The organism is Hymenobacter sp. YIM 151500-1 (genome assembly GCF_025979885.1).
Lineage (GTDB): Bacteria > Bacteroidota > Bacteroidia > Cytophagales > Hymenobacteraceae > Hymenobacter.
Window position 1 is genome coordinate 1,811,665 of the sequence record NZ_CP110139.1, and the last position, 20,594, is coordinate 1,832,258.

At 62.5% G+C, this 20,594-nt stretch carries 20 protein-coding genes; 16 read left to right on the top strand and 4 right to left on the bottom strand.

The genetic code is table 11. The features are described 5' to 3' along the window. Positions 1–93 precede the first annotated feature (93 nt). The gene (locus tag OIS53_RS07505) at positions 94–1,608 is read left to right on the top strand and encodes a malate:quinone oxidoreductase (RefSeq protein WP_264681778.1); all 1,515 of its coding nucleotides are present in this window, start codon (positions 94–96) and stop codon (positions 1,606–1,608) included. Between the two features lie 674 nt (positions 1,609–2,282). Here OIS53_RS07505 and OIS53_RS07510 read toward each other — a convergent pair. The 3 genes from OIS53_RS07510 to OIS53_RS07520 form a co-directional block, all read right to left on the bottom strand. After that, a complete protein-coding gene (locus OIS53_RS07510; RefSeq protein ID WP_264681779.1) occupies positions 2,283–2,918 on the bottom strand; it encodes a class I SAM-dependent methyltransferase in 636 nt (211 codons plus the stop codon). A 213-nt stretch (positions 2,919–3,131) separates the two neighbouring features. Then, entirely contained in the window at positions 3,132–3,986 is an 855-nt protein-coding gene (locus OIS53_RS07515; RefSeq protein ID WP_264681780.1) for a hypothetical protein, read from the bottom strand. A 282-nt stretch (positions 3,987–4,268) separates the two neighbouring features. Then, positions 4,269–4,748 carry a hypothetical protein gene (locus tag OIS53_RS07520; protein WP_264681781.1) on the bottom strand — a complete coding sequence of 160 codons (480 nt, stop codon included), beginning with the start codon at positions 4,746–4,748 and terminating at the stop codon, positions 4,269–4,271. A 370-nt stretch (positions 4,749–5,118) separates the two neighbouring features. Here OIS53_RS07520 and OIS53_RS07525 point away from each other — a divergent pair, with 370 nt between their 5' ends. Further along, positions 5,119–5,304 (top strand): hypothetical protein, encoded by a 186-nt coding sequence (locus tag OIS53_RS07525; RefSeq protein ID WP_264681782.1) that lies wholly within the window; start codon positions 5,119–5,121, stop codon positions 5,302–5,304. 345 nt (positions 5,305–5,649) lie between these two features. Next, positions 5,650–6,645: an MBL fold metallo-hydrolase gene (locus OIS53_RS07530; protein ID WP_264681783.1), complete on the top strand. Its 996-nt coding sequence runs from the start codon at positions 5,650–5,652 to the stop codon at positions 6,643–6,645. 54 nt (positions 6,646–6,699) lie between these two features. On the opposite strand, the gene OIS53_RS07535 is transcribed toward OIS53_RS07530, so the two are convergent. Next, a complete protein-coding gene (locus OIS53_RS07535) occupies positions 6,700–7,632 on the bottom strand; it encodes a DUF4097 family beta strand repeat-containing protein (protein ID WP_264681784.1) in 933 nt (310 codons plus the stop codon). 109 nt (positions 7,633–7,741) lie between these two features. On the opposite strand from OIS53_RS07535, the gene OIS53_RS07540 reads away from it, so the two are divergent. The 13 genes from OIS53_RS07540 to bioD all read left to right on the top strand — a co-directional run bounded on the left by OIS53_RS07540 (position 7,742) and on the right by bioD (position 20,450). Beyond that, complete coding sequence (locus OIS53_RS07540) at positions 7,742–8,182, top strand: hypothetical protein (protein WP_264681785.1); 441 nt, start codon at positions 7,742–7,744, stop codon at positions 8,180–8,182. A gap of 270 nt (positions 8,183–8,452) precedes the next feature. Beyond that, positions 8,453–9,187 carry a YebC/PmpR family DNA-binding transcriptional regulator gene (locus OIS53_RS07545; RefSeq protein ID WP_264681786.1) on the top strand — a complete coding sequence of 245 codons (735 nt, stop codon included), beginning with the start codon at positions 8,453–8,455 and terminating at the stop codon, positions 9,185–9,187. Between the two features lie 204 nt (positions 9,188–9,391). After that, entirely contained in the window at positions 9,392–10,456 is a 1,065-nt protein-coding gene (locus OIS53_RS07550) for a serine hydrolase domain-containing protein (protein ID WP_264681787.1), read from the top strand. Between the two features lie 110 nt (positions 10,457–10,566). Next, positions 10,567–11,619 carry a proline iminopeptidase-family hydrolase gene (locus tag OIS53_RS07555; protein ID WP_264681788.1) on the top strand — a complete coding sequence of 351 codons (1,053 nt, stop codon included), beginning with the start codon at positions 10,567–10,569 and terminating at the stop codon, positions 11,617–11,619. 91 nt (positions 11,620–11,710) lie between these two features. After that, complete coding sequence (locus OIS53_RS07560) at positions 11,711–12,064, top strand: hypothetical protein (RefSeq protein WP_264681789.1); 354 nt, start codon at positions 11,711–11,713, stop codon at positions 12,062–12,064. A 169-nt stretch (positions 12,065–12,233) separates the two neighbouring features. Continuing rightward, entirely contained in the window at positions 12,234–12,914 is a 681-nt protein-coding gene (locus tag OIS53_RS07565) for a TlpA family protein disulfide reductase (protein WP_264681790.1), read from the top strand. A gap of 115 nt (positions 12,915–13,029) precedes the next feature. After that, entirely contained in the window at positions 13,030–14,076 is a 1,047-nt protein-coding gene (locus OIS53_RS07570; protein WP_264681791.1) for a S4 domain-containing protein, read from the top strand. A 168-nt stretch (positions 14,077–14,244) separates the two neighbouring features. After that, entirely contained in the window at positions 14,245–15,330 is a 1,086-nt protein-coding gene (locus OIS53_RS07575; RefSeq protein ID WP_264681792.1) for a winged helix DNA-binding domain-containing protein, read from the top strand. A 226-nt stretch (positions 15,331–15,556) separates the two neighbouring features. Next, positions 15,557–16,552: a biotin synthase BioB gene (gene bioB / locus OIS53_RS07580; RefSeq protein WP_264681793.1), complete on the top strand. Its 996-nt coding sequence runs from the start codon at positions 15,557–15,559 to the stop codon at positions 16,550–16,552. 199 nt (positions 16,553–16,751) lie between these two features. After that, positions 16,752–17,633, top strand: a complete 882-nt coding sequence (locus OIS53_RS07585) for an alpha/beta hydrolase (RefSeq protein ID WP_264681794.1) — start codon at positions 16,752–16,754, stop codon at positions 17,631–17,633. Between the two features lie 113 nt (positions 17,634–17,746). Next, a complete protein-coding gene (locus OIS53_RS07590) occupies positions 17,747–18,880 on the top strand; it encodes an aminotransferase class I/II-fold pyridoxal phosphate-dependent enzyme (protein WP_319805483.1) in 1,134 nt (377 codons plus the stop codon). Positions 18,881–19,128: 248 nt separating this feature from the next. After that, entirely contained in the window at positions 19,129–19,776 is a 648-nt protein-coding gene (locus tag OIS53_RS07595; protein WP_264681795.1) for a hypothetical protein, read from the top strand. Between the two features lie 50 nt (positions 19,777–19,826). After that, positions 19,827–20,450, top strand: a complete 624-nt coding sequence (gene bioD / locus OIS53_RS07600) for a dethiobiotin synthase (protein ID WP_264681796.1) — start codon at positions 19,827–19,829, stop codon at positions 20,448–20,450. Positions 20,451–20,594 lie beyond the last annotated feature (144 nt).

Here is a 20,594-nt window from a genome sequence, read left to right on the forward strand (position 1 = left end):
GCTCCGCCTGGGAGGCCGCCGTGCCTGGGGCGCCAACATCTACACCTTCTCTGGGTTTGCCCGTTCTTTGGACGCCCTTTTTTCGACTACCGCATGAGCACTACCGAACCTTCTGCTCCCCTTTCCGCCGACGTGGTGCTGATTGGGGCCGGCATTATGAGCGCCACCCTGGGCATGATGCTCAAGGAGTTGCAACCCGACCTGACCATCGCCATTGTGGAGCGGCTCGACGTGGCCGCCGCCGAAAGCTCCGACGCCTGGAACAACGCCGGCACGGGCCACTCGGCCTTTTGCGAGCTAAACTACACTCCCGAAAAACCCGACGGCAGCATCGACGTCAGCAAGGCCATCAGCATTGCCGAGCAGTTCGAGCAGTCCAAGCAGTTCTGGTCCTTCCTGGCCGAGCAGTACCAGGTAAAGGAGCTGAGCCGCTTCGTTAACCACATTCCCCACCTGAGCTTTGTGTGGGGTGAGAAGAACGTGAGCTTCCTGCGCAAGCGCCACGCGGCCCTCACCCAGTCGCCCCTGTTTCAGGGCATGGAGTACTCCGAGGACCGCGCCACCCTGCACCACTGGATGCCGCTGGTGATGGAGGGCCGCGACCCGCAGCAGCCCGTGGCCGCCACCCGCATGGACCTGGGCACCGACGTCAACTTCGGTTCTTTGACTCGCGGCATGTTTACTCTGCTCCAGGGAAAGCCTGGCGTGAGCTTCCACTTCCACCACGAGGTAGAAAAGCTGCGCCAGAAGGAAGATGGCCTCTGGCGCGTGAAGGCCAAGAACCTGGCCACAGACGAGACCTTGAAAATCCGGGCGCCGTTTGTGTTTATCGGGGCCGGGGGCGGGTCGCTGCCGCTCTTGCTGGCCTCGGGCATTCCGGAGGGGCAGGGCTTCGGGGGCTTCCCCGTGAGCGGGCAGTGGCTGAAGTGCGTCAACCCCGAGGTTATTGCCCGCCACCACGCCAAGGTGTACGGCAAGGCCGCCGTGGGCTCCCCGCCCATGTCGGTGCCCCACCTCGATACGCGGGTGATTAACGGCAAGCAGGAGCTGCTGTTTGGGCCCTACGCTGGCTTCAGCACCAAATTTCTCAAGCAAGGCTCCTACCTGGACTTGCCCCTATCGGTGAAGCTGAGCAACATGCGGCCCATGATCATGGCGGGCCTCAAAAACATGCCGCTCACCAAGTACCTCATCAACCAAGTGCGCCAGTCGCCCGCCGACCGGCTGGCGGCCCTGCGCGAGTACCTGCCCCAGGCCCGGCCCGAAGACTGGCAGCTCGAAATTGCCGGGCAGCGCGTGCAGGTTATCAAAAAAGACGAAAAGGAAGGCGGCATCCTGGAGTTCGGCACCGAGGTGGTATCGGCTAAGGATGGCTCCATTGCGGCCCTGCTGGGCGCCTCGCCGGGTGCCTCCACCGCCGTCAGCATCATGGCGGGCCTGATTCAGCGGTGCTTTCCGCAGCGGGCCGCCTCGCCGGAGTGGCAGGCCAAGCTGCGCGAGATGATACCGTCCTACGGCCGCTCCCTGCACCATGAGCCGGAGCTGCTGGAGCAAGTTCGCAGCCACACCAGCGCCGTGCTCGGCCTCACGGCTCAGCAGCCGGCGTAAGGGCTTCGCTTTTTTCTTGCAGAGAACAAGCCTCAGCCTCCGTGCTGGGGCTTGTTTGCTTGTGGCGTATTGCTGGGGCCGGGCGGCAAGGGGCTGTACCATCGGAGCGTGTTCTACCTTTTCTCATCAGCTTTCACCAAAAGCTTAACATCATGGTAACACGGTAAATACGCCCGAAGCTGAGACAACGGAGTATCTACTTACCTATGCTGAAGGCGGGCCGCCGTACGGTTTCAGCGTAGCAACCTTGCGTGTTGGCACAGAGGAGACGGCGTAACGAAGTGAGGTATGTTTTCCCAACACAAATACGAGCAGCTGCTCCACCGCAACAACCTGATTGTGTACCTGCTCATGGGCACCGCCGCCGCTGGGGCGCTGTGGTACGCCGTATCGGCACACGCATTCTAAGCAGACTGTTTCCTGCTGGCACCTGATGACGCGGAGCTGCGCCCCGTGCCGCCTATGCGGGAGGCTCCGGCCTCCCTCGCCAGAACGAGACGCCTGCCTGTAAAGACGTGACCCTTGGCTACGCCTTCCTACGGTTCGCGTCTCCTCGTTGAATGACTAATGCTAGTGGCGCGGACGACGAGACGCAAAATCTTGCGTCTCTACACCTCGTCTTAGCGGCACGGACGAATGTAGGCCGGAGTTCCGCGCTATTGGGAGCGGGCTACTCACGCCCGCGCCACCACAGCATAAAGCGGGTCGGAGCGGCCGGGGGGCTGGGGGCTGCGGTCTAGCAGCTCGATGCTGTGCCAGCCGCCGGCAGCCTCCAGATACGTGCGCACCAGGGCCAGGTGGCCGCGGCTGTCGAGGGCGTGCCAGGCGGCAATGGCCTTGCTGGGAAAGCAGCGGTTGGAGAAGGTAACGACCACCGGTGCCCCCGGCTCCAGCACCCGGCGCAGCTCGCGCAGCACCTCCACGGGCTGGGTCAGGTAGTCTATCGACACGCAGATGGCGGCCCCGTTGAACTCCGCATCCTGGAAGGGCAGCGCGTGCTGTTGGTTGAGGTCCTGTACCACGTAGCGGCTCAGGCGCGGGTTGGCGCGCAGCTCCTGCTCGTTCATGCCCAGGCCCACCACGCGGCGGTACGCTACCTCGGGCGGCAGGTGGCTCACCCAGCTGCTCATCAAATCCAGCAGGGCGCTTTGGGCCGGAAAATATTCCCGGTACAGCTGCGTGACGGCCGCAATGGCCCGGTCGTCGATGTGCGTAACAAAGCGCGGCTGGCGGTAAAACTCGGCATCGGGCGTTTCGTCGAGGCGGCGGAAGGCGCCGGGAGGCAGATCAGGCGGCAAGGACTGACTCATGGAGGGTGCATAGGAGGTGGCTTGGAGTGTACTGCCACCCGGCTTTGAAAGATACGTTCTGCCGGAGCTGGCGTATCCGTGGGCGGCCGTTTTGGACCTGGCCAGCCAGCAAGAAAAAAGCCCCCTGCGCGGACAGGAGGCTTTTCGGGGTTCATGCGTGGTTACGGTCTGGCTTTGCCAAAAAACCACGACGGGGTGCGTGCTGCAACGGCGCTATAAAGCCTCGTACGTGTAGGTGTACACGTTCTTCTTGGTGGAAGCCACCACGCCCTTGTCCAGGAACACAATGTCTTCGGTTTTCTTGGTTACGTAGCCGGCGCTGTTAAGCTCGTAGGTGTACGTCTTGTTGGTCTGGTAGCGGTTGGTGCGGTCCTTGGCCGGGTCGGTTTCCTCGACGGTTTTCGACAGCAGGTTGCGACTTTCCGTACCCTTGTCCACGAACAGGTTGAGCACGTCCGGCACGGGGCGGCGGTTGAGCTTGGTCAGGTCGTAGGTGGCGCTGATGCGCGAGTTGTAGAAGTTGGGAGTTAAGACCCGGTTGCCGGCGGCATCGTAGCTGAAGACGCTGATGCGGGTGCTGAAATCGTCAATCTGCTCCCGCGTAATTTGGCCCGCGGCGTTGTAGGTGTAGGTTTTAACGCCAATTCCCTTCACGTCAATAATCTGGCTAGCGCGCTGGCTGCTGGCGCCGGTGCCCAGCACGTACTTTACCTCAGCGCCCACGCCATTCGTAAAGGCCGGGTTGCGGGCCACCACCTGCCCTGGCTGCGAGTAGTCGTAGTCGATATGCTGGTGGTAGGTACTGCCCTTGGCGACATAAAACCTAGACCCGTCGGTGGAGGCCAGCTTGCCGTCGGGGCGGTAGGTGAAAGCCGTGGTGTAGGTAATGGGGTAGTCAGTCCCGATACCTTCTTCCAGCTTGTAGGATGTCAGCCGGTAAGCGCCTTCCTGAGCCGCGGCTTGCGTCACAGCTTTCGGCTCGGCGGGCAGGTCTTGCTGCTGGCACGACCAGAGGCTGGTGGCGGCTACTGTGGCCAGCAAGGTGTTGCGGAAATGCGTTGTTTTCATAGTTGGGGTTTGATTGTGAGGTGATGAAAAAGAACGAGCACGTGTGAGCGGGGCCAAAGCCCTGTATCCGGCCACTCGGAGCATGGGCGTGAATGGTTGCCTACCCAGCAAAAAACTTTCCGCCCACCGGACTGCCAGGCCGAAGGAACATTCGCGCCCACAGCAGCACACCAGCCAGCTCGTTCAGCGGCAGGTCGGGAGTCCGGCTTTTCATCAGGCCAATGAAAGCGGGCCTGCCGATTCCCCATCAGCAGGCCCTTTTTCGCAAGGATGGCTAGAAGGCTACTCCCGCACCAGCTTCCACACGAAGTTGATGCCCTTGGCCTGGTCAGTTTGCAGGTCGAGGGGCCGGGTTCTGGATGGGGCGGCTTGCGGGGGCTGGTAGGGCTGCTGTTTGCCGTCGGCCGCCACGGTTACCAGGCTGCCGTAGGGGATGAACACGTACACCTGGTCGCCGGGCCGGGCAGCGCGAAGCAGGGGCGTTAGGTCGGCCTGGGGCTGGGTGATGAGCAGGGCCGGCAACACGGGCCGCCCCTGGCGGACAAGCGTGGCCTGGGCCTGCCTGAACCGGTAGCTGGCCGGGCTGGGGCAGCCCGGCTCAGCAGCTACTTGCAGCGTCACAGTTGGGGCAGGGGCGCTGCCGGTGGCGGGAATTTCCTGGCCGTTGCGCAAAAGCTTGAGAACAGGTACCGCGCACTTGGTTTGGGCAGCGGCCACCGAGGCGCAGGCCAGCGGCAGGAGTAGCAAAGGCTTTTTCAGCATACGTGGGTAGTGAACAGATATAACGATGAAAGGCGCCCGGCGCGTGTCGGGCAGAGTCGGCAGAGCGGCGGCAGTTGCGCCGGGTTGTGGGGGTTCAGCGCGGGCAGGCCGGGCCCGGCGCCAAAGCCACTAGTGTTGCGGATGAGCAGCCATCAACTCCCGATTTTTTTTGAACTAAGAATCATCTTATTCAACGTCGTAAATGAGTTTTCGTGGACTGCCAGACCGTGTTCATCGAATAATAACAGGTAGTTAATAGACTATTTTTCGGTTTCGCCGTATCTGCGCATGCATCGGCCGCCAGGTGTGCCGCTGTGGTTTTCCTTTGTCGAGTTTTATGCGCCGCTTTTCTACCCTTTTTCGTTTTCTGTTGCTCTTTTTACTGCTGGTAATCGGAGCTGCCAACCGTCGTCAGTCGTTCCCGAGCCTGCCCGAAGGCTTCTCCTTTTTCTCGTCTCCTCAGGCCCCGGCTCCGGCTCCGGTTAGCAGCTGGGAGGTACCGGTGCGACAGGTTAGCACCAGCCCTTCCCCGGCGTATTCCACCTCGGCGCTGTAAGCCCAGCCACCAGCCTTGGCAGCCAGAAGCTTACCTATTCTAAAACATACTCATTCAAGGGCTTGCCTGGCATGGCAGGCCCTTGGCGTGTAACTCAATCTGTGACTAGAAGAAGGTAGTGGAGCGCGGATATGGCCAGGCCGTTCTGCTTGATTCGGCGTCCGCCGGGCGGGGCCAGACGGCTGCTTTGGTAGCGTCGGTACGCGGGCAGAGCGTTTTGCCGGGCTTCTTGTAGTCTCCTGAACAGTTCCACCCAAATCTGTGCTATCCTATCAATCTGCCCAATCTGCGATTCACTTTTCACTCCGATTCGCGTAGAGTGGTTTCAACCTATTCTGAACGTGTATGAAACAAGTTGCCACTGGCGTCCACCAGCTTTCTATTCAGCGCTTCGTGAATGTGTACTTCGTCGAAGTGGGGCTGGCCGGCGAGTGGGTGCTGGTTGACTCGGGCCTGCCGGGGTCGGAGAAAACCATCATCGAAGCCGCCGACAAGCTGTTCTATCCCGGCACGCATCCGCAGGCCATCCTGCTCACGCACGGCCACATGGACCATGCCGGCTCGGCGCAGGCCCTGGCCGAGCACTGGAAGGTGCCCGTACTGGCTCACCCGCTGGAGCTGCCTTTCCTGACGGCTCAGGCCGTGTACCCGCCCGCCGACCCCACCGTGGACCGGGGCGGCTCCCTGGCTTTTGTGAGCCGGTTTTTCCCGCCCCAGTCGTTTCAGCTGCGCGACGTAGTGCAGGCCCTACCCACCACCGACGCCGACCAGACCGTGCCCTACCTGCCCGAGTGGCGCTGGCTGCACGTGCCGGGCCACGCGCCGGGCCAGGTGGCCCTGTTCCGGGAGTCGGACCGCACCTTGCTGGGGGCCGATGCCTTTGCCACCACCAACCACGAGTCGGTGCCGGCGGTGCTGCTGCAACAGGCCGAAATCAGCGTGGCCGGTGCCCCGTTCAACTACGACTGGCAGCAGGTGCGCCAGTCGGTGCAGCTGCTGGCGGCGCTGCGCCCTCAGGCCATTGGCTGCGGGCACGGCCCCGTGGTACAGGGCCCCGAAGCCACGGAGGGCCTACAGCGCCTGGCCGAAGCCTTCCCCATGCCCGCTCACGGCCGCTACGTGCACGAGCCGGCCCGCCTCGATGCCAACGGCGTGGCCTACCTGCCCCCCGCCCCCACCGACCCGCTGCCGGGCCAGCTCAAGGTGGCCGCGGCCGGGGCGTTGCTGTTGGGCAGCGCGGCGCTGCTGCTCCAGAAACAGCGGCGGCGCAACCAGAACAAGTACCCCCAGCCCCAGCCGCGGGAACCGCGCGTGAGGCGCACGGGTAAGGCACCGCAGTAAAGCCCCACAAGGTTACACCGGGCCGCGAAGCTTTGCTTCGCGGCCCGTTTTGCTTCACTCGGCTGCCGGTTCCGGGGGCGGGGTGCTGCCGGCCTGCTGCACCTGCACATTCCCGTTGGTGGTGCTGGCCCGGAGCAGGGCTCCGCCTTTGCCCAGGGTGGCTGTCAGGCTGCGGGCCAGCACCTGCTTGCGGGTGGTGGGCAGCTCGGCCGTCACCCGGCCGCGGGTGGTGCGGGCTACTACCGTGGCCGAGTACGTAGCCGGCAGCAGCCAGCTGATGTCGCCGGTAACGGTGCTGACGTCGAGGCCAGGGCCTTCCCAGGCCGGGCCGGTGAGGCGAATGACGAGGGCGCCGGTGGTGGTTTTGCCCCGCACGTCGCCGCCCACGCCCGTGAGGTCCAGCCGGCCGGTGGTGGTTTCGCAGCGCAGGTTGCCCTGCACGTTTTCCAGGCTGATGCCCCCGGTGGTAGCCAGCAAGGTGAGGCTGGTACGGGTGGGCACCAGCACCTCGTAGCTTACCTCCCAGCCCTCGGTTGAGGCATTGGCCCGGCTGGCGCGCAGGGTGTGGTGGGGGGTGCCGATGCGCACGGCAGCGGCCAGGGCTTTGGCGGCTGCGGCGGTGGCAGCCCGCCCCACCACCCGCGCCCTCACCCGCACGGTGGTGCCGTTCCAGCCCCGCACAGTGATGCTCCCGCTGGGGCAGGCGTCCACGGTGAGCGGGGTGCCGGCGGGCGGGGCGGGCAGGCTCAGCTCCCGGATTTCACAGTGCCGCTTCTGCAAGGAGCTTGGCGGAACGAGGCCGGTGCAGGTAAGCGTGTAGCCCGGCTGCTGGGCCAGGGACGCCCCCACCGACGCCAGCAGCAGCCAGCTAAGAAGCAGCCAGAACCTCAGAAACGCAGCCTCGCCACCCCGGTGTGCTGGAAGCGCGGCGCCTGGGAGGGGCGTGGTAGTAGCGGAACAAATCGGCTCGGGCGGGAAAGTCGGCATAAGCGAATATAAGATGCCACGGCCGCTTCTGGGTTTGTCGGGGCCAGTTGTCAGGTGGGCCGGCGCCGCGGTGGCTTGTAGCGGCGTGGTGGGAGAAGTACCTTGCAGGATGCCGTACCGTTTTCTTCTCGTCGTTGCCTTCAGCCTGAGCAGCCTGGCCAGCGTGGCCCAACGCGCGCCGAAAGCCATTCCGCGCCTGGCGCCTTCCTTTTTCACCACCTATACCTACCTCACCTACACCATTCTCGACAAAGGCACCAGCCCCGAGCCGATGGCCGCCTCCGGCGTGGGCGGCACGCTCACCCTTCGCCCCAACGGCACCTACCAGAAGCGGCTGGTGCTGGCCGGCAACGGCGGCTCCATACGCTTCGACCAGGACGGGCGCTACACGTTTGCCGGCAACCGCATCAGCTTCAGCTACACCACCAAGCAAGGCCAGGCCCGCACCGACCAAGGCACGTTCCGGCTGCGCAACGGCCTGCTCACCCTGACCCTGGAAGGCTACCCCGCCGGCAACCAGAGCACCTACACGCTGAAAGCGAATGAGTGAATGTGGAAATGAGTGAATGAGTGAATGAGTGAATGTGGGAAATGTAAGAGGCGGTTGGCGCTGGCTACAAGTAAGTCAGTGCGGTGTAGAGACGCTACAGCAACCTCGGCCAACCGCTTTCAAGGAATGTGGAGCTGTGGAGACTGAGGTGCTGTATGTTCTTGCGTTGCGCCCGGCCGGGCATTCTGCTAACTTGCGGCCCCTTTCGGCCCCACCCCGCCGACAGAAAACTCACTCATTCTCTCATTCACTCAATCACTCATTTCATAGATGGGACGCGCGTTTGAATTCCGCAAAGGCCGCAAAATGAAGCGCTGGGACCGGATGTCCAAAGACTTCACCCGCATTGGCCGGGAAATCGTGATGGCCGTGAAGGAAGGCGGCCCCAACCCCGACGCCAACGCCCGCCTGCGCACGGCCATGCAGAACGCCAAGGGCGTGAACATGCCTAAAGACCGGGTGGAAGCTGCCATCAAGCGGGCCAGCAGCAAAGAGGAAAAAGACTACAACGAGGTGGTGTATGAGGGCTACGCGCCCCACGGTGTGGCCATCGTCATCGAAACGGCCACCGACAACCCCACCCGCACCGTGGCCAACGTGCGCATGTACTTCAACCGCGGCAACGGCGCCCTGGGCACGGCCGGCTCCAGTGACTTCACCTTCACCCGCAAGGGCGTGTTCAAGCTGGCCGCCGACGGCCTCGACCGGGACGAGCTGGAGCTGGAGCTGATTGATGCCGGCGCCGAAGACGTGTACGAGGACGTGGAAGAAGACGAGCAGGGCAACGAAAAGCGCCTCATCGTGGTCGAAACCGCCTTCACCGACTTCGGGCAGATGCAGAAGGCACTGGAAGAAAAAGGCCTCAACGTCATCAGCGCCCAGCTTCAGCGCATCCCCAACGCCACCGTGCACCTGGAGGGCGAGCAGCTGGACGAAGTGATGAACCTGATTGAGAAGTTCGAGGACGACGACGACGTGCAGGCCGTGTACCACACGCTGGCCTAAGTGTCATTCCGAGCAGCGCGAGGAATCTGGGTCAAGTAGCAGAGGCTAACTTAGATTCCGCGCGCTGCTCGGAATGACAGGCAGCAGCGGGCCGCTCCGGGTGGGGCGGCCCGCTGCTGTTTTCGGGCGGGCAGGACAACGAGACCCTGATTTAGTGCCATCTTGCCGGCTGGTTGCTTCGTTTACCGCTTCGTTTCCGGCTCTATGCGTATTCTGCTGCTTGTCCTTGTATTACTGTGCAGCTTACCCAGCCGGGCCCAGCAAACCGAGCTGGCCGACCTGCTCCGCCAGAAGCACGTGCCGGGCATTCAGCTGATCTACACGAAGAGCGGCAAGTCTACGGCGTACGTGCTGGGCTCCCGCCACAACGGCGCCGCAGCTGCCGTCGATGCGCACACCACGTTTCAGGCGGCTTCCCTGGGCAAGGTGGTGCTGGCCTACACTGCTCTGCGCCTGCACGACCAGGGCCTGCTGGCCCTGGATAAGCCGCTGCTCAGCTACCACAACTACCCGCGCCTGCGCACCCAGCCCCAGGCCGGCCGCATCACGGCCCGCCTGGTGCTGACGCACACCTCGGGGCTGCCTAACTGGGCAGAAAACCCGCTGGGCAGCGGCTGGAGCACCTCGGAGCTGCGGCTGCGCTTCCCGCCCGACAGCTGCTGGAACTACTCGGGCGAAGGGTTCGTGCTGCTCCAGCAAACCCTGGAGCACCTGACGGGAAAGTCGTGGGAGGCCCTGGCCCAGCAGGAGGTGTTTGGGCCGCTGGGTATGCGCGGCAGTAGTTTCGAGTGGCAGGCCCGCTTCGCCCAGAATGCCAGCTTCGGGCACGACAAAACGGGTAAGCCCACCGAAATCCGGCGGTTTACGCCGGCCAACGCCGGATTCACGCTGCTCACCACGGCTGCTGACTACAGCCGGTTTGTGCAGGCCCTGCTGATGGGCACCGGCCTCTCTGCTGCTTCTCGGGCGCTGCTGACCACTCCGCTGACTGCCGCCGACCGGTGCCGCCGGCCCACCCGCCCCACCGACCCGTTTATTGCCTGGGCTGCCGGCGTGGGCCTGGCCACCACCAGCCGCGGCCCCGCCCTCTGGCACTGGGGCGACAACGGCGACTTTCAGGGCTTTTTCATGGCCTTCCCCGCAACGCAGGAAAGCGTGGTGTTTTTTACTAACAGCGCCAACGGCCTCCAGCTCACGGACGACGTGCTGCGGTTATTTTTCGGGCCGGGCCAGTACCGGGCCATGCAGTGGCTGGCCGAAGACAACTAAGCAGCGGCCGGGGCAGCTGGTTCGGGGCGGGAAAGATGGTGGCTGGTTTGTCGGAAAAACCCAGCAACTTAGGTAGCGTCTTTTCTGGTTTTCCTTTTCTCGTGCTGGTTATGCTGACACACGTACGCTACGCCCTGCTGCTGCTACTCACGGCCGCCTGCTCCTCCCCCAGCCCTGAGCAGGCGGCGGCCCCCGCCCTCACCGCCTACTTCCCGCCCGCCGACACCACGCGCCTGCAAACCGGCGGCGTGCAGCTGGTAGCCGTGAGCACACCCAAAGGCAAGTTCAACGTCTGGACGAAACGCATTGGGAATAATCCGCGCATCAAGCTGCTCTTGCTCAACGGTGGGCCGGGCGCTACGCACGAGTATTTCGAGTGCATGGAAAGCTTTCTGCCCCAGGAAGGCATCGAGTTCATCTACTACGACCAGCTGGGCTGCGGCAACTCCGACAACCCCAAGGACACCAGTATGTGGAGCCTGCCGCGCTACGTGGAGGAGGTGGAGCAGGTGCGCCAGGCCCTCCAGCTCGACAGCAGCAACTTCTTTCTGCTGGGCCACAGTTGGGGCGGCATTCTGGCCGCCGAGTATGCCCTCAAGTACCAGCAGCACCTGAAGGGCCTCATCATTTCCAACATGATGATGAGTTGCCCCGCCTACGACAAGTACGCCGAAACGGTGCTGGCCAAGCAACTCAAGCCCGAAGTGCTGGCCGAAATTCAGCAGCTGGAAGCCCGCCAGGACTTCCAGAACCCGCGCTACATGGAGCTGCTGATGGCTAACTTCTACACCGCGCACGTGCTGCGCCGCCCGCTGGACCAGTGGCCCGAGCCCGTTAACCGCTCGTTCAGCAAGATGAACCAGTCCTTGTACGTGACCATGCAGGGCCCCAGCGAGTTTGGCATCAGCGGCAAGCTGGCCCGCTGGGACCGGACCCACGACCTGCCCAAGCTGCAAGTGCCCGTGCTCAGCATCGGCGGCCAGCACGACACCATGGACCCCGAGCACATGCGCTGGATTGCCACCCAGGTGCCGCACGGCACGGCCCTTATCTGCCCCCGCGGCTCCCACATGAGCTTCTACGACGACCAGCCGACCTACATGCGCGGCCTAATCACGTTTTTGAAGGGCGTGGACAAGGGCCAGAAACAAGTGAAGCTGTAGTATCTGTTTATATCTATTTATCACGCATGGTAAATAGCGCGACTTGACTATTTTGCAGCGTATTCATTCTCCTCTCTTACTTCTATTACTTATGCGTATTCCCTCCCACCTCCTGGTCTTCGTACTGTTCTCCTTAACATTGCTGTTAGGAGCCTGCAAGAAAGAGGAAGCCGAGCCTCAGACCGGCAATCTGGTAATAAGCTTTAAGTTCAACCAAAGCCTAAGCCAGGCTTACTACCGATTGTATACTGAGCAGGGATGGGCCAGCAACCGCCCGGTCAGCCCCCTGCGGGAAGGGCAGCTGGGGGTGGCGGCTCCCAACACGACAACCACTGCCAAGGTAGAATTAAACGACCTGAACGCAGGCAACTATGTTTTTGTGCTTGGTTCCAACCAATGGTCGGTGCAGGTGACAGCGGGCAAGACCAACAACGTATCTAAATAAGGCCAGTTGCGGTGGGCCGGGCAGCCGTTAGCCCGCTTTTCTGGCGGACTGCCCGGTCGAAGCAAGCGGCCGTGCTGGCCGGCGGCGGTAGTGCTGAACGATTGCTGTTGGGTGTTGATAAGGACTGGAAGCAGGTGGCGTTATAACAAGAAAACACCAGGCCGTCGGGATGAAAAATACAGTGATAGTAGCCGGGGTAATAGCCCTGAGTTCTTGGGGGTTTGCTGCCCAAGGACAAAACCGCCACACTGTTTTCAAGGACGCTGCGGGCAATGCTACCACCTACATTGCCCACTACGACGCCGTGTTTCGGGGCACGCACAAGAGCATCTACGACAAAAAACACAACACCCGTACGCTGGTGCCGCTGCCGGCCGCCGAGTTTGCCCAGGAAAAAGCCCGGACTGCCCAGCGCATTTTGTGGACGCAGAACCTAGGCCGGCCTTTTCCTCCTTTCGTAGCCACCACTTACGCTGGCCAGCGCATCAGTTCTGCTGAATTGCAAGGCAAGGTGCTGGTGCTTAACTTCTGGTTTGTGGGCTGCTCAACCTGCGAGATGGAAATGCCGGAGCTGAATGATGTGTACGCCACCTACCACGGGCACCCCGACGTCGTATTTCTGTCGCTGGTACGCAGCAAACCCGCGGTGGTCACCTCGTTCTTGGCTGCAACCCCCTTTCACTACCCCGTCGCGTCTTTGACTCCGGAACTGCTCACGCAGCTCAAGCCCCCGGCTTTTCCTACCAATGTAGTGGTTGACAAGAGCGGCCAGTATTCATTCGAGAGTGTGGGCGGCGGAGTTGGGGGCGTAGGCTTGCTGAAACGAGCTATTGCGCAGGCACTCCGCTAAGTATGTTTTTGGTGGGAGGCCAGTTGGGGTCGCGGCCCGGCTTTGCGCTTCCGCGTATCTTTGCGGCCCGCCAGCACTTGCTGGCGGGTCGTTTTTTGCTTTTAAACCCGCCCGCATGCCCACCCGACTTAATAAATTTATCAGCGACAGCGGCCTGTGCTCCCGCCGCGAAGCCGACCGCTACATCGAGCAGGGCCAGGTGACGGTGAACGGCAAGCGCGCCGCGGTGGGCGCCCAGGTAACGGATAAGGACCGAGTGCTGGTAAACGGCAACCTAATTGAGCCTCAGGCTCAGGCAGAGGCCGTGTATCTGGCTTACAACAAGCCGCCCGGCGTGGTGACGACCACCGCGGCCGGCGTGCGCAACAGCATTTTGGGTGCCATCCACTTCCATGGCCGCCTGCTGCCCCTGGGCCGGCTCGACAAGGACGCCCAGGGCCTGGTACTGCTCAGCACCGACGGCGAGTTTGTGAACCGGGTGCTGCGCTCGGGCCGCCTGGAAAACGAGTACATCGTGATGGTAGACAAGCCCATCAGCGAGCCGCTGCTGGCGGGCGTGGCGGCGGGCGGCGGCCAGCCTGGCGCGGCCGCTCAGCAGATTCGCGCTCAGAAAGAAACGCCGTACATCTTCCGCATCACCCTGCTGCACGACTCGGTCCGGCAGATTGAGCGCTGGTGCGAGCAGTACGGCTACAAGGTGGTGCAGATGGAGCGCATCCGCGTGCTGAACGTGGAGCTGAAAGGCCTGGGCCTGGGCGAGTGGCGCGAGCTAAAACCCCGGGAGCTGCAAGCCCTGCTCGAAACCGCAGGGCCAGCCAGCAGCCCGGCCCCGCGCCGCCGCAAGCCCGCCAGCACCGCCGCGCCTGATGCCGAACAGCCGGCCCCGGCGGCCACCGGCAAAGCCCGCCGCCCCGCCGCCTCCCGTCCCGAAGATGCGTGGCTGGAGCTGCCCACTGAGCCCCGCAAACCCCGCAAATCCAGCCAGGCCCGCCCCTCGGGCCAGCGCCGGGCGGGTGCTCCTGGTGCCGGCCCCGCCGGCCCGCGCAGCGCGGCAACACGTAAAGGCCCCGCCAGCGGCAAACCCCGCCGCACCGGCACCACTCGCCCCGCCGCCGCGTCGCCCAAAGGCAAAGCAACCGGACGGAGCCGAGGGAAGAAGTAGTGAGGTAATAAGGTAAAGGGTGACAAGGGACAGGAAAACCGTCCTGCTTCATCTGGCGCCCGTTTATCGAACCGAAGGTCGCCAGATGAAGCAGGACAATACCACTTGTACAACAGTACGCCGGATGCTTGCCCGCTTTACTTTATCTGCTCATCTTTATTTCTGCCCGTGCTTACCTCTGACCAACTACTCGCCCAGCGCCTTCAGAATCAGCAAGTAGCGGCCAGCCACTGCACCCAACCTGCCGAAGTGGCCGCGCGGCTGGGCGGGCTACAAGCGCAGGAGTACACCCAGGTGGGGTGGGCATTTGGCGTGCGGCTGCCTGGTGCCCAGGCCGCCGACATCGAGCACGCGTTTGCGGCGGGCACCATCGTGCGGACCTGGCTGCTGCGCGGCACTTTACACGTGGCGGCTGCGGAGGATGTGCGCTGGCTACTCGCGCTGCTGGCGCCGCGCCTTGTCCGGATGGCCGCGACGGTGAACACGCAGCGCGAGCTGGACGAAGCCATGCTGCGCCGAAGCCAGGATATCGTGAGTCGGGCTCTGGAAGGCAGGCGCCACCTTACCCGTGGCGAGCTAACGGCTGCCCTGGCTCAGGCCGGTATAGCGGCCACCGGGCCGCGGCTGGCGTCTATTCTGCTACGGGCGGCTCTTGACCAGGTTATCTGCTTAGGTCCGCGCCGGGGCCTCGAAGCTACCTTCGTCCTGCTGGATGAGTGGGTGCCCGGCAGCCGCCCGCGGCCACGGGAAGAGGCCCTGGCTGAACTGGCCCGGCGCTACTTTATCAGCCACGGCCCCGCCACCGTGCCAGACTTTGCCTGGTGGGCCGGCCTGACGCTGGGTGAGGCCCGAGCAGGCTTAGCAGCTGTACAAACAGCTCTCCAACATGCCCGCCTCAACGGCCAGGAGTATTGGTTTCCGGCAGTATCAGCCGCGCCCACGGCTCCGAAGGCTTATTTGCTGCCGGGCTTCGATGAGTATTTTCTAGGCTATAAGGACCGGACCCTGTTGCTCGATGCAGCTTACATTCGGCGCGTGGCTTCGAGCAATGGCATATTCAGTCCGCTTATCGTGGTGGATGGCCGGGTGGTTGGTATCTGGAAGCGGACTGTTAAAAAGGAGGCTGTGGTCGTGGAGTTGCAGCCGTTTCAGCCGCTGGGCGTAACCGAGCAGGAGGCTATTGCCTTAGCAGCGGAGCAGTACGGGCAGTTTTTGGCAAAAAAGCCGCAGGTGCTGACTGCTGCTGGCGTTTAGGCAATTCTTCAGCCGTGAGCTGACGCACAGTAGTGGTGCTTCGTAGTGAGAAACGAATTTTCGGGCTACACTTTCGCCCCCATTCTTATTCTGGCTGGCTGCCGATGCCGCCTGAATCGGCTTCTCCCGTATCTTGCGGCTCGCCGCGCAGCTGTAGGCTCCGGCGGGCCGCCGTCGTTTCGACCGGCTTCTTTCCACTGCTATTTCGCCACCGAACCTCCCACCCATGCTCCGTACCGACTGGACCCTCGACGAAGTAAACGCCATCTACCACCAGCCCGTGTTGGAGCTGGTGACGCAGGCAGCGGCCGTGCACCAAGAATTTCAGGCTACCGGCGAAGTGCAGGTGTGCACCCTGCTGAGCGTGAAAACCGGCGGCTGCCCCGAAGACTGCGCCTACTGCCCCCAGGCCGCCCGCTACCACACCGGCGTGCAGGCCCACAAGCTACTGCCCGACGCCGAAGTGCTGGCTGCCGCCCAACGAGCCCGCGACGCCGGCTCCACCCGGTTCTGCATGGGCGCCGCCTGGCGCGAGGTGCGCGACAACCGTGACTTCGACCGGGTGCTGAATATGGTAACCGAAGTAAACAACCTGGGCCTGGAAGTGTGCTGCACCCTGGGCATGCTGAACGAGTACCAGGCCGAGCGCCTCAAAGAAGCCGGCCTCTACGCCTACAACCATAACCTCGACACCAGCCGCGAGAAGTACGACGACATCATCACCACCCGCACCTACGACGACCGGCTGAACACCCTGGAACACGTGCGCAAGGCGGGCATTTCGGTATGCTCGGGCGGCATCATCGGGCTGGGCGAGACGGATGAGGACCGCGTGGCCATGCTGCACACCCTGGCCACCCTGCCCCAGCACCCCGAGAGCGTGCCCGTGAATGCCCTGGTGCCCGTGGAAGGCACGCCCCTGGCCCAGCAGCCCCGCGTGAGCGTATGGGAAATGCTGCGCATGATTGCCACGGCCCGCATCCTGATGCCCCGCACCATGGTGCGCCTCTCGGCTGGCCGCCAGGAAATGCCCGTCACCGAGCAGGCCCTCTGCTTCCTGGCCGGCGCCAACTCCATCTTCTCAGGCGAAAAGCTCCTGACCACCCCCAACCCCGACTTCGACGCCGACAAGCACATGTTCGACCTGCTCGGCCTCAAGCCCCGCAAGTCGTTCAAGGACGTGCCCGAGGGCGCTGTAGTACTGGGCCGGGAGCTGGTGTAGCCCCACCCCAACCCCTCGCCTGTAGGGAGAGGCTCCAATTCTGGCTTTCTAAAAAACTAGCTTTTAGAGCTAGAGCCCCCTCTCCCTTTTCGGAGAGGGGGTTGGGGGTGAGGCAACTAGAGCCCCTCCCTACCGGATTCTGCGCAGCAAGCGGCGTGGATTGGGACTAGCCTACCTGAACTCAAAACCTTCTTGCCGCATGCGTTACCTGCGCTTTCTTCTCGTCGCATTGCTGCTTGGGCCGGCAGGGTGTTGCTTTGGGGCGCGGGTAGATACGCTGGACATTCCCAGTGCGGTGATGGGCAAGACCTACCGCGCCACCGTGGTGCTGCCCGCCGCCTACGCCAAGCAGAAAAAGGCGGTGTTTCCGGTGCTCTACCTGCTGCACGGAGCCACCGGGCACTTCTCGGACTGGCTGACGAAGACGCCCGACAAGCTGCTCGTGCACCGCCTGGCCGACCAGTACAACCTGTTGGTGGTGATGCCGGAGGGCGAAACCTTCGGGTGGTATCTCGACAGCCCCGTCAACAAAGGCAGCCAGTTTGAAACCTACCTGACCCAGGAAGTCATCCAGAAAATCGACAACACCTACCGCACCGTGCGCCGCCGCGAAGGCCGCGTTATTACGGGCTTGTCGATGGGCGGGCACGGGGCCCTGTACCTGGCCACCCGTCACCCCGACCTGTACTGCGCCGCCGGCAGCATGAGTGGCGCGGTTGACATCAACACGGCCAAGTGGCGGCTGAATCCGGAGGAAGGCAAGCGGGTCGCGGCGCTGTTTGAGCCGATTTTGGGTCCGCTGGGCCCCACACCCGCCGCTACGCTGGCGCCGTTCACCGTGCTGCCTCTGGTGGATAAGATGAGAAGCAACGGCCTGCCGCTCATTATTGACTGCGGAGTGGATGATTTTCTTATCGAGCCCAACCGGGAGCTGCACCGCCGCCTGGTGTACAACGGCACCCCGCACGAGTACACGGAGCGCCCCGGTGGCCACACCTGGGAATACTGGCAAAACTCCCTGCCCTACCACGTGTTGTTTTTGCATAAAGTATTACAAGCCAACGCCGTTACCGTTCCTTAAGCCTTCTTCCTGCGTCGTAGCCAGCTTTCTTTAGCACGAACGGCCTGTGCTGCTTCTGGCGGGTAGCTGTAGCTGTTGATTTTCTCTGGTTTGGCGCGGCGGTTTTTCTGTTGATGTCTACTTCTCCCCTCTACCAGCGCCTGGCCCGGCACCTCGCCCAGCGCGAAGCAGAGGGCACCCGCCGCCGCCTCACGCTACCCGCGGCCGGGCTCGTCGATTTCAGCTCCAACGACTACCTGGGCCTGAGCCGCCACCCGGCTGTGCACCGGGCGCTGCTAGCCGCCACCCAGCAAGCGGCCGGCAGCAGCGGCTCCCGCCTGCTCACCGGCAACTCAGCGGCGGCCGAAGCCCTGGAAACGCACCTGGCCCACTTTCACCGCGCCGAAGCAGCCCTGCTGTTCAACTCCGGCTACGCGGCCAACTTGGGCTTTTTCGCCGCCGTGCCCCGCCGCGGCGACACCATCCTGTACGACGAGGCCTCCCACGCTTCGGTTAAGGACGGCATCCGGGCCTCCTTTGCCACGGCCTTCAGCTTCCGGCACAACGACCTGGCCGACCTGGAACGGAAGCTCAGCCGGGCTTCGGGTGCCGTGTTTGTGGCCGTGGAGGCGCTGTACTCCATGGACGGCGACACGGCCCCGCTGCCGGAGCTGGCCGCCCTGTGCCGGGCGCGGGGGCTGCATTTGGTGGTGGACGAGGCCCACACCAACGGCCTCTACGGCCTGGCCGGGGAAGGCGTGGTGGCGGCGCTGGGCCTTGAAAACGACGTGTTTGCCCGCATTCTCACCTTTGGCAAAGCCCTGGGCAGCCAGGGCGCCGCCGTGGCCGGCCCGGCTCTGCTGCGTGACTACCTGCTCAACTTCAGCCGCCCTTTCATCTACACCACCGCCCTACCCCCGCTCACGGTGGCCGGCCTCACGGCGGCGTATCAGTTGCTACCGGGCCTGCAAGCCGAGCGGCAGCGGCTGTTTGCCCTGTCCGACTATCTGAAAACCCGCCTCAATGCCGTACCTGGCCTGCACGTACCGCCGCAGAGCCACGTGATTCACCCGGTTTTCTTCACTCACTCGCCCGGCCCCGCCGCCGTGCGCCAGGTGGCCGCCACCGCCCAGCAAGCCGGTTTCGACGTGCGGCCCATCGTGGCGCCCACCGTGCCCGCCGGCACCGAGCGGCTGCGGCTCATCGTGCACAGCTTCAACACGGAAGCGGAAATTGACGGGCTGGCGGCGCTAGAGGCGGCGCTGTAACAGACGCTGAGTATGGTTATTGCGCAGTGTATGGCGGTTTCGCGAACCGTGTATCCACCGACTGCCTGTAGAGACGCGACCCTTCGCGTCTCGTCGTCCGCGCCGTTTGCCCGTTCATATTCAACAGGGGCCATTCAACGAACGGACGCGAAGGGTCGCGTCTCTACAGGCTGGGTATACTGTTCACAAAACTGCTGTAAGAAGAGCACATAAAATTTTCTGTCATCAATAACTAGATTTTTAAAACAATGAGATTTCAAAAAATCAGGGGCATTAAGAGAAGAAACAGAAGTATTCGCAAGTGGGTGAGCAACAACCTAACCTGTCGATTTGATATACTGGAAAAATATCACGAAGACCATTGCGACATTGTAGTTCATCCCTGGTGCGATATTTCACTAATTAATAGTGCGATTCCCGTACCTCGTGGAGCAACCAAGCTTCTGATGTTGAAGGGTTTGATCGAAATATACCATGCTTGGAAGCAGCAATTAAATACGTATGGCGAACCTTATTACTTGAAGATATGGCTGTTTGAACCCAGGTTTGAGCTTTCAAGAGTTATGTGTGCTATTAATAGGATAAAACAGCAACGGGAATCAGAAATTACTGGCTTTCAGATAGGTGCATTGCCAAATAATGTTTTTACTTCTGCACAGCCCTATCTAAAAGATTTCACTTGGTCTCGTATAGACGACCAGGATTTTCACAGTAATGACGACCTGGGGACACCGGATAATTATGTGAGTTTTGACGCTTATTTAGAAGATAAAAAATGGATAGAAAAAATCATGAGCAGAACTCCACATACCATTACTAAACGCCAAAACAGTAATGGTACAATTAGCCTAATCTACGGTTTTCGCCGGGGCAGCTTGTGGGTAGGCGAGGCATAGCAGCGTACTCAAACAAACGCCGGTACCCACCCCACCATTTCACTATTCCCTTGGAAAAGCTCTTTATCACCGGCATCGGTACCGACGTGGGGAAAACCTTCGTCTCAGCCATTCTTACCGAAGCCCTGCAAGCCGATTACTGGAAGCCCGTGCAGGCCGGCCTGGAGCCCAGCACTGATGCCGGCACCGTGCGCAGCCTGGTCCAGAACCCTGTGAGCCGCTTCTGGCCCGAGCGGCACCGGCTGCACCTGCCTGCTTCGCCCCACGCCGCGGCTGCTGCTGAGGGCCTGACGTTGCAGCCGGTCGATTTTGAATTGCCCGCCACCGAAAATCACCTGCTGGTAGAAGGCGCGGGCGGCCTGCTGGTGCCCCTGGCGCCGGGTTTCCTGATTGCCGACCTGATTCAGCAGCTCGGGCTGGACGTGGTGGTGGTGTCGCGCAACTACCTGGGCTCCATTAACCACACCCTGCTCACGCTGGAAGCCCTGCATAGTCGCGGCATCCGGGTGCGGGGCCTCGTGTTCAATGGGGAGCCGACACCGGCCACAGAAAGCTTTATTCAACAACACACCGGCGTGCCACTACTGCCCCGCGTGCGGCTGGAAACCGACGTGTCGCCGGCCGTAGTGAGCCGCTACGCTGCGGAGTTCCGACAGTGGTTCAAGGAAATGTAGTTTTCTCGCTGAGGTGCGCGGGGGATGCGCTGAGGTGCGCTGAGTTGTTCTGATAATCTATAAGAACAGCTCAGCGCATCCCTCCGCGAACCTCAGCGAGAAATGGCGTCGGGGTTGGTTGTAGCTTTGTGCGGCACTTTCCTT

What these genes read in the sequence shown, in the direction of transcription:
- OIS53_RS07505 (WP_264681778.1), top strand. Translation starts at nt 94, where the DNA reads ATGAGCACTACCGAACCTTCTGCTCCCCTTTCCGCCGACGTGGTGCTG.
- OIS53_RS07520 (WP_264681781.1), bottom strand. Translation starts at nt 4,748, where the DNA reads ATGCTGAAAAAGCCTTTGCTACTCCTGCCGCTGGCCTGCGCCTCGGTG.
- OIS53_RS07560 (WP_264681789.1), top strand. Translation starts at nt 11,711, where the DNA reads ATGCGTATTCCCTCCCACCTCCTGGTCTTCGTACTGTTCTCCTTAACA.
- OIS53_RS07590 (WP_319805483.1), top strand. Translation starts at nt 17,747, where the DNA reads ATGTCTACTTCTCCCCTCTACCAGCGCCTGGCCCGGCACCTCGCCCAG.
- OIS53_RS07595 (WP_264681795.1), top strand. Translation starts at nt 19,129, where the DNA reads ATGAGATTTCAAAAAATCAGGGGCATTAAGAGAAGAAACAGAAGTATT.
- OIS53_RS07535 (WP_264681784.1), bottom strand. Translation starts at nt 7,632, where the DNA reads ATGCCGACTTTCCCGCCCGAGCCGATTTGTTCCGCTACTACCACGCCC.
- OIS53_RS07515 (WP_264681780.1), bottom strand. Translation starts at nt 3,986, where the DNA reads ATGAAAACAACGCATTTCCGCAACACCTTGCTGGCCACAGTAGCCGCC.
- OIS53_RS07565 (WP_264681790.1), top strand. Translation starts at nt 12,234, where the DNA reads ATGAAAAATACAGTGATAGTAGCCGGGGTAATAGCCCTGAGTTCTTGG.
- OIS53_RS07530 (WP_264681783.1), top strand. Translation starts at nt 5,650, where the DNA reads ATGAAACAAGTTGCCACTGGCGTCCACCAGCTTTCTATTCAGCGCTTC.
- OIS53_RS07555 (WP_264681788.1), top strand. Translation starts at nt 10,567, where the DNA reads ATGCTGACACACGTACGCTACGCCCTGCTGCTGCTACTCACGGCCGCC.
- OIS53_RS07570 (WP_264681791.1), top strand. Translation starts at nt 13,030, where the DNA reads ATGCCCACCCGACTTAATAAATTTATCAGCGACAGCGGCCTGTGCTCC.
- OIS53_RS07585 (WP_264681794.1), top strand. Translation starts at nt 16,752, where the DNA reads ATGCGTTACCTGCGCTTTCTTCTCGTCGCATTGCTGCTTGGGCCGGCA.
- OIS53_RS07510 (WP_264681779.1), bottom strand. Translation starts at nt 2,918, where the DNA reads ATGAGTCAGTCCTTGCCGCCTGATCTGCCTCCCGGCGCCTTCCGCCGC.
- OIS53_RS07545 (WP_264681786.1), top strand. Translation starts at nt 8,453, where the DNA reads ATGGGACGCGCGTTTGAATTCCGCAAAGGCCGCAAAATGAAGCGCTGG.
- OIS53_RS07550 (WP_264681787.1), top strand. Translation starts at nt 9,392, where the DNA reads ATGCGTATTCTGCTGCTTGTCCTTGTATTACTGTGCAGCTTACCCAGC.
- bioB (WP_264681793.1), top strand. Translation starts at nt 15,557, where the DNA reads ATGCTCCGTACCGACTGGACCCTCGACGAAGTAAACGCCATCTACCAC.
- OIS53_RS07540 (WP_264681785.1), top strand. Translation starts at nt 7,742, where the DNA reads ATGCCGTACCGTTTTCTTCTCGTCGTTGCCTTCAGCCTGAGCAGCCTG.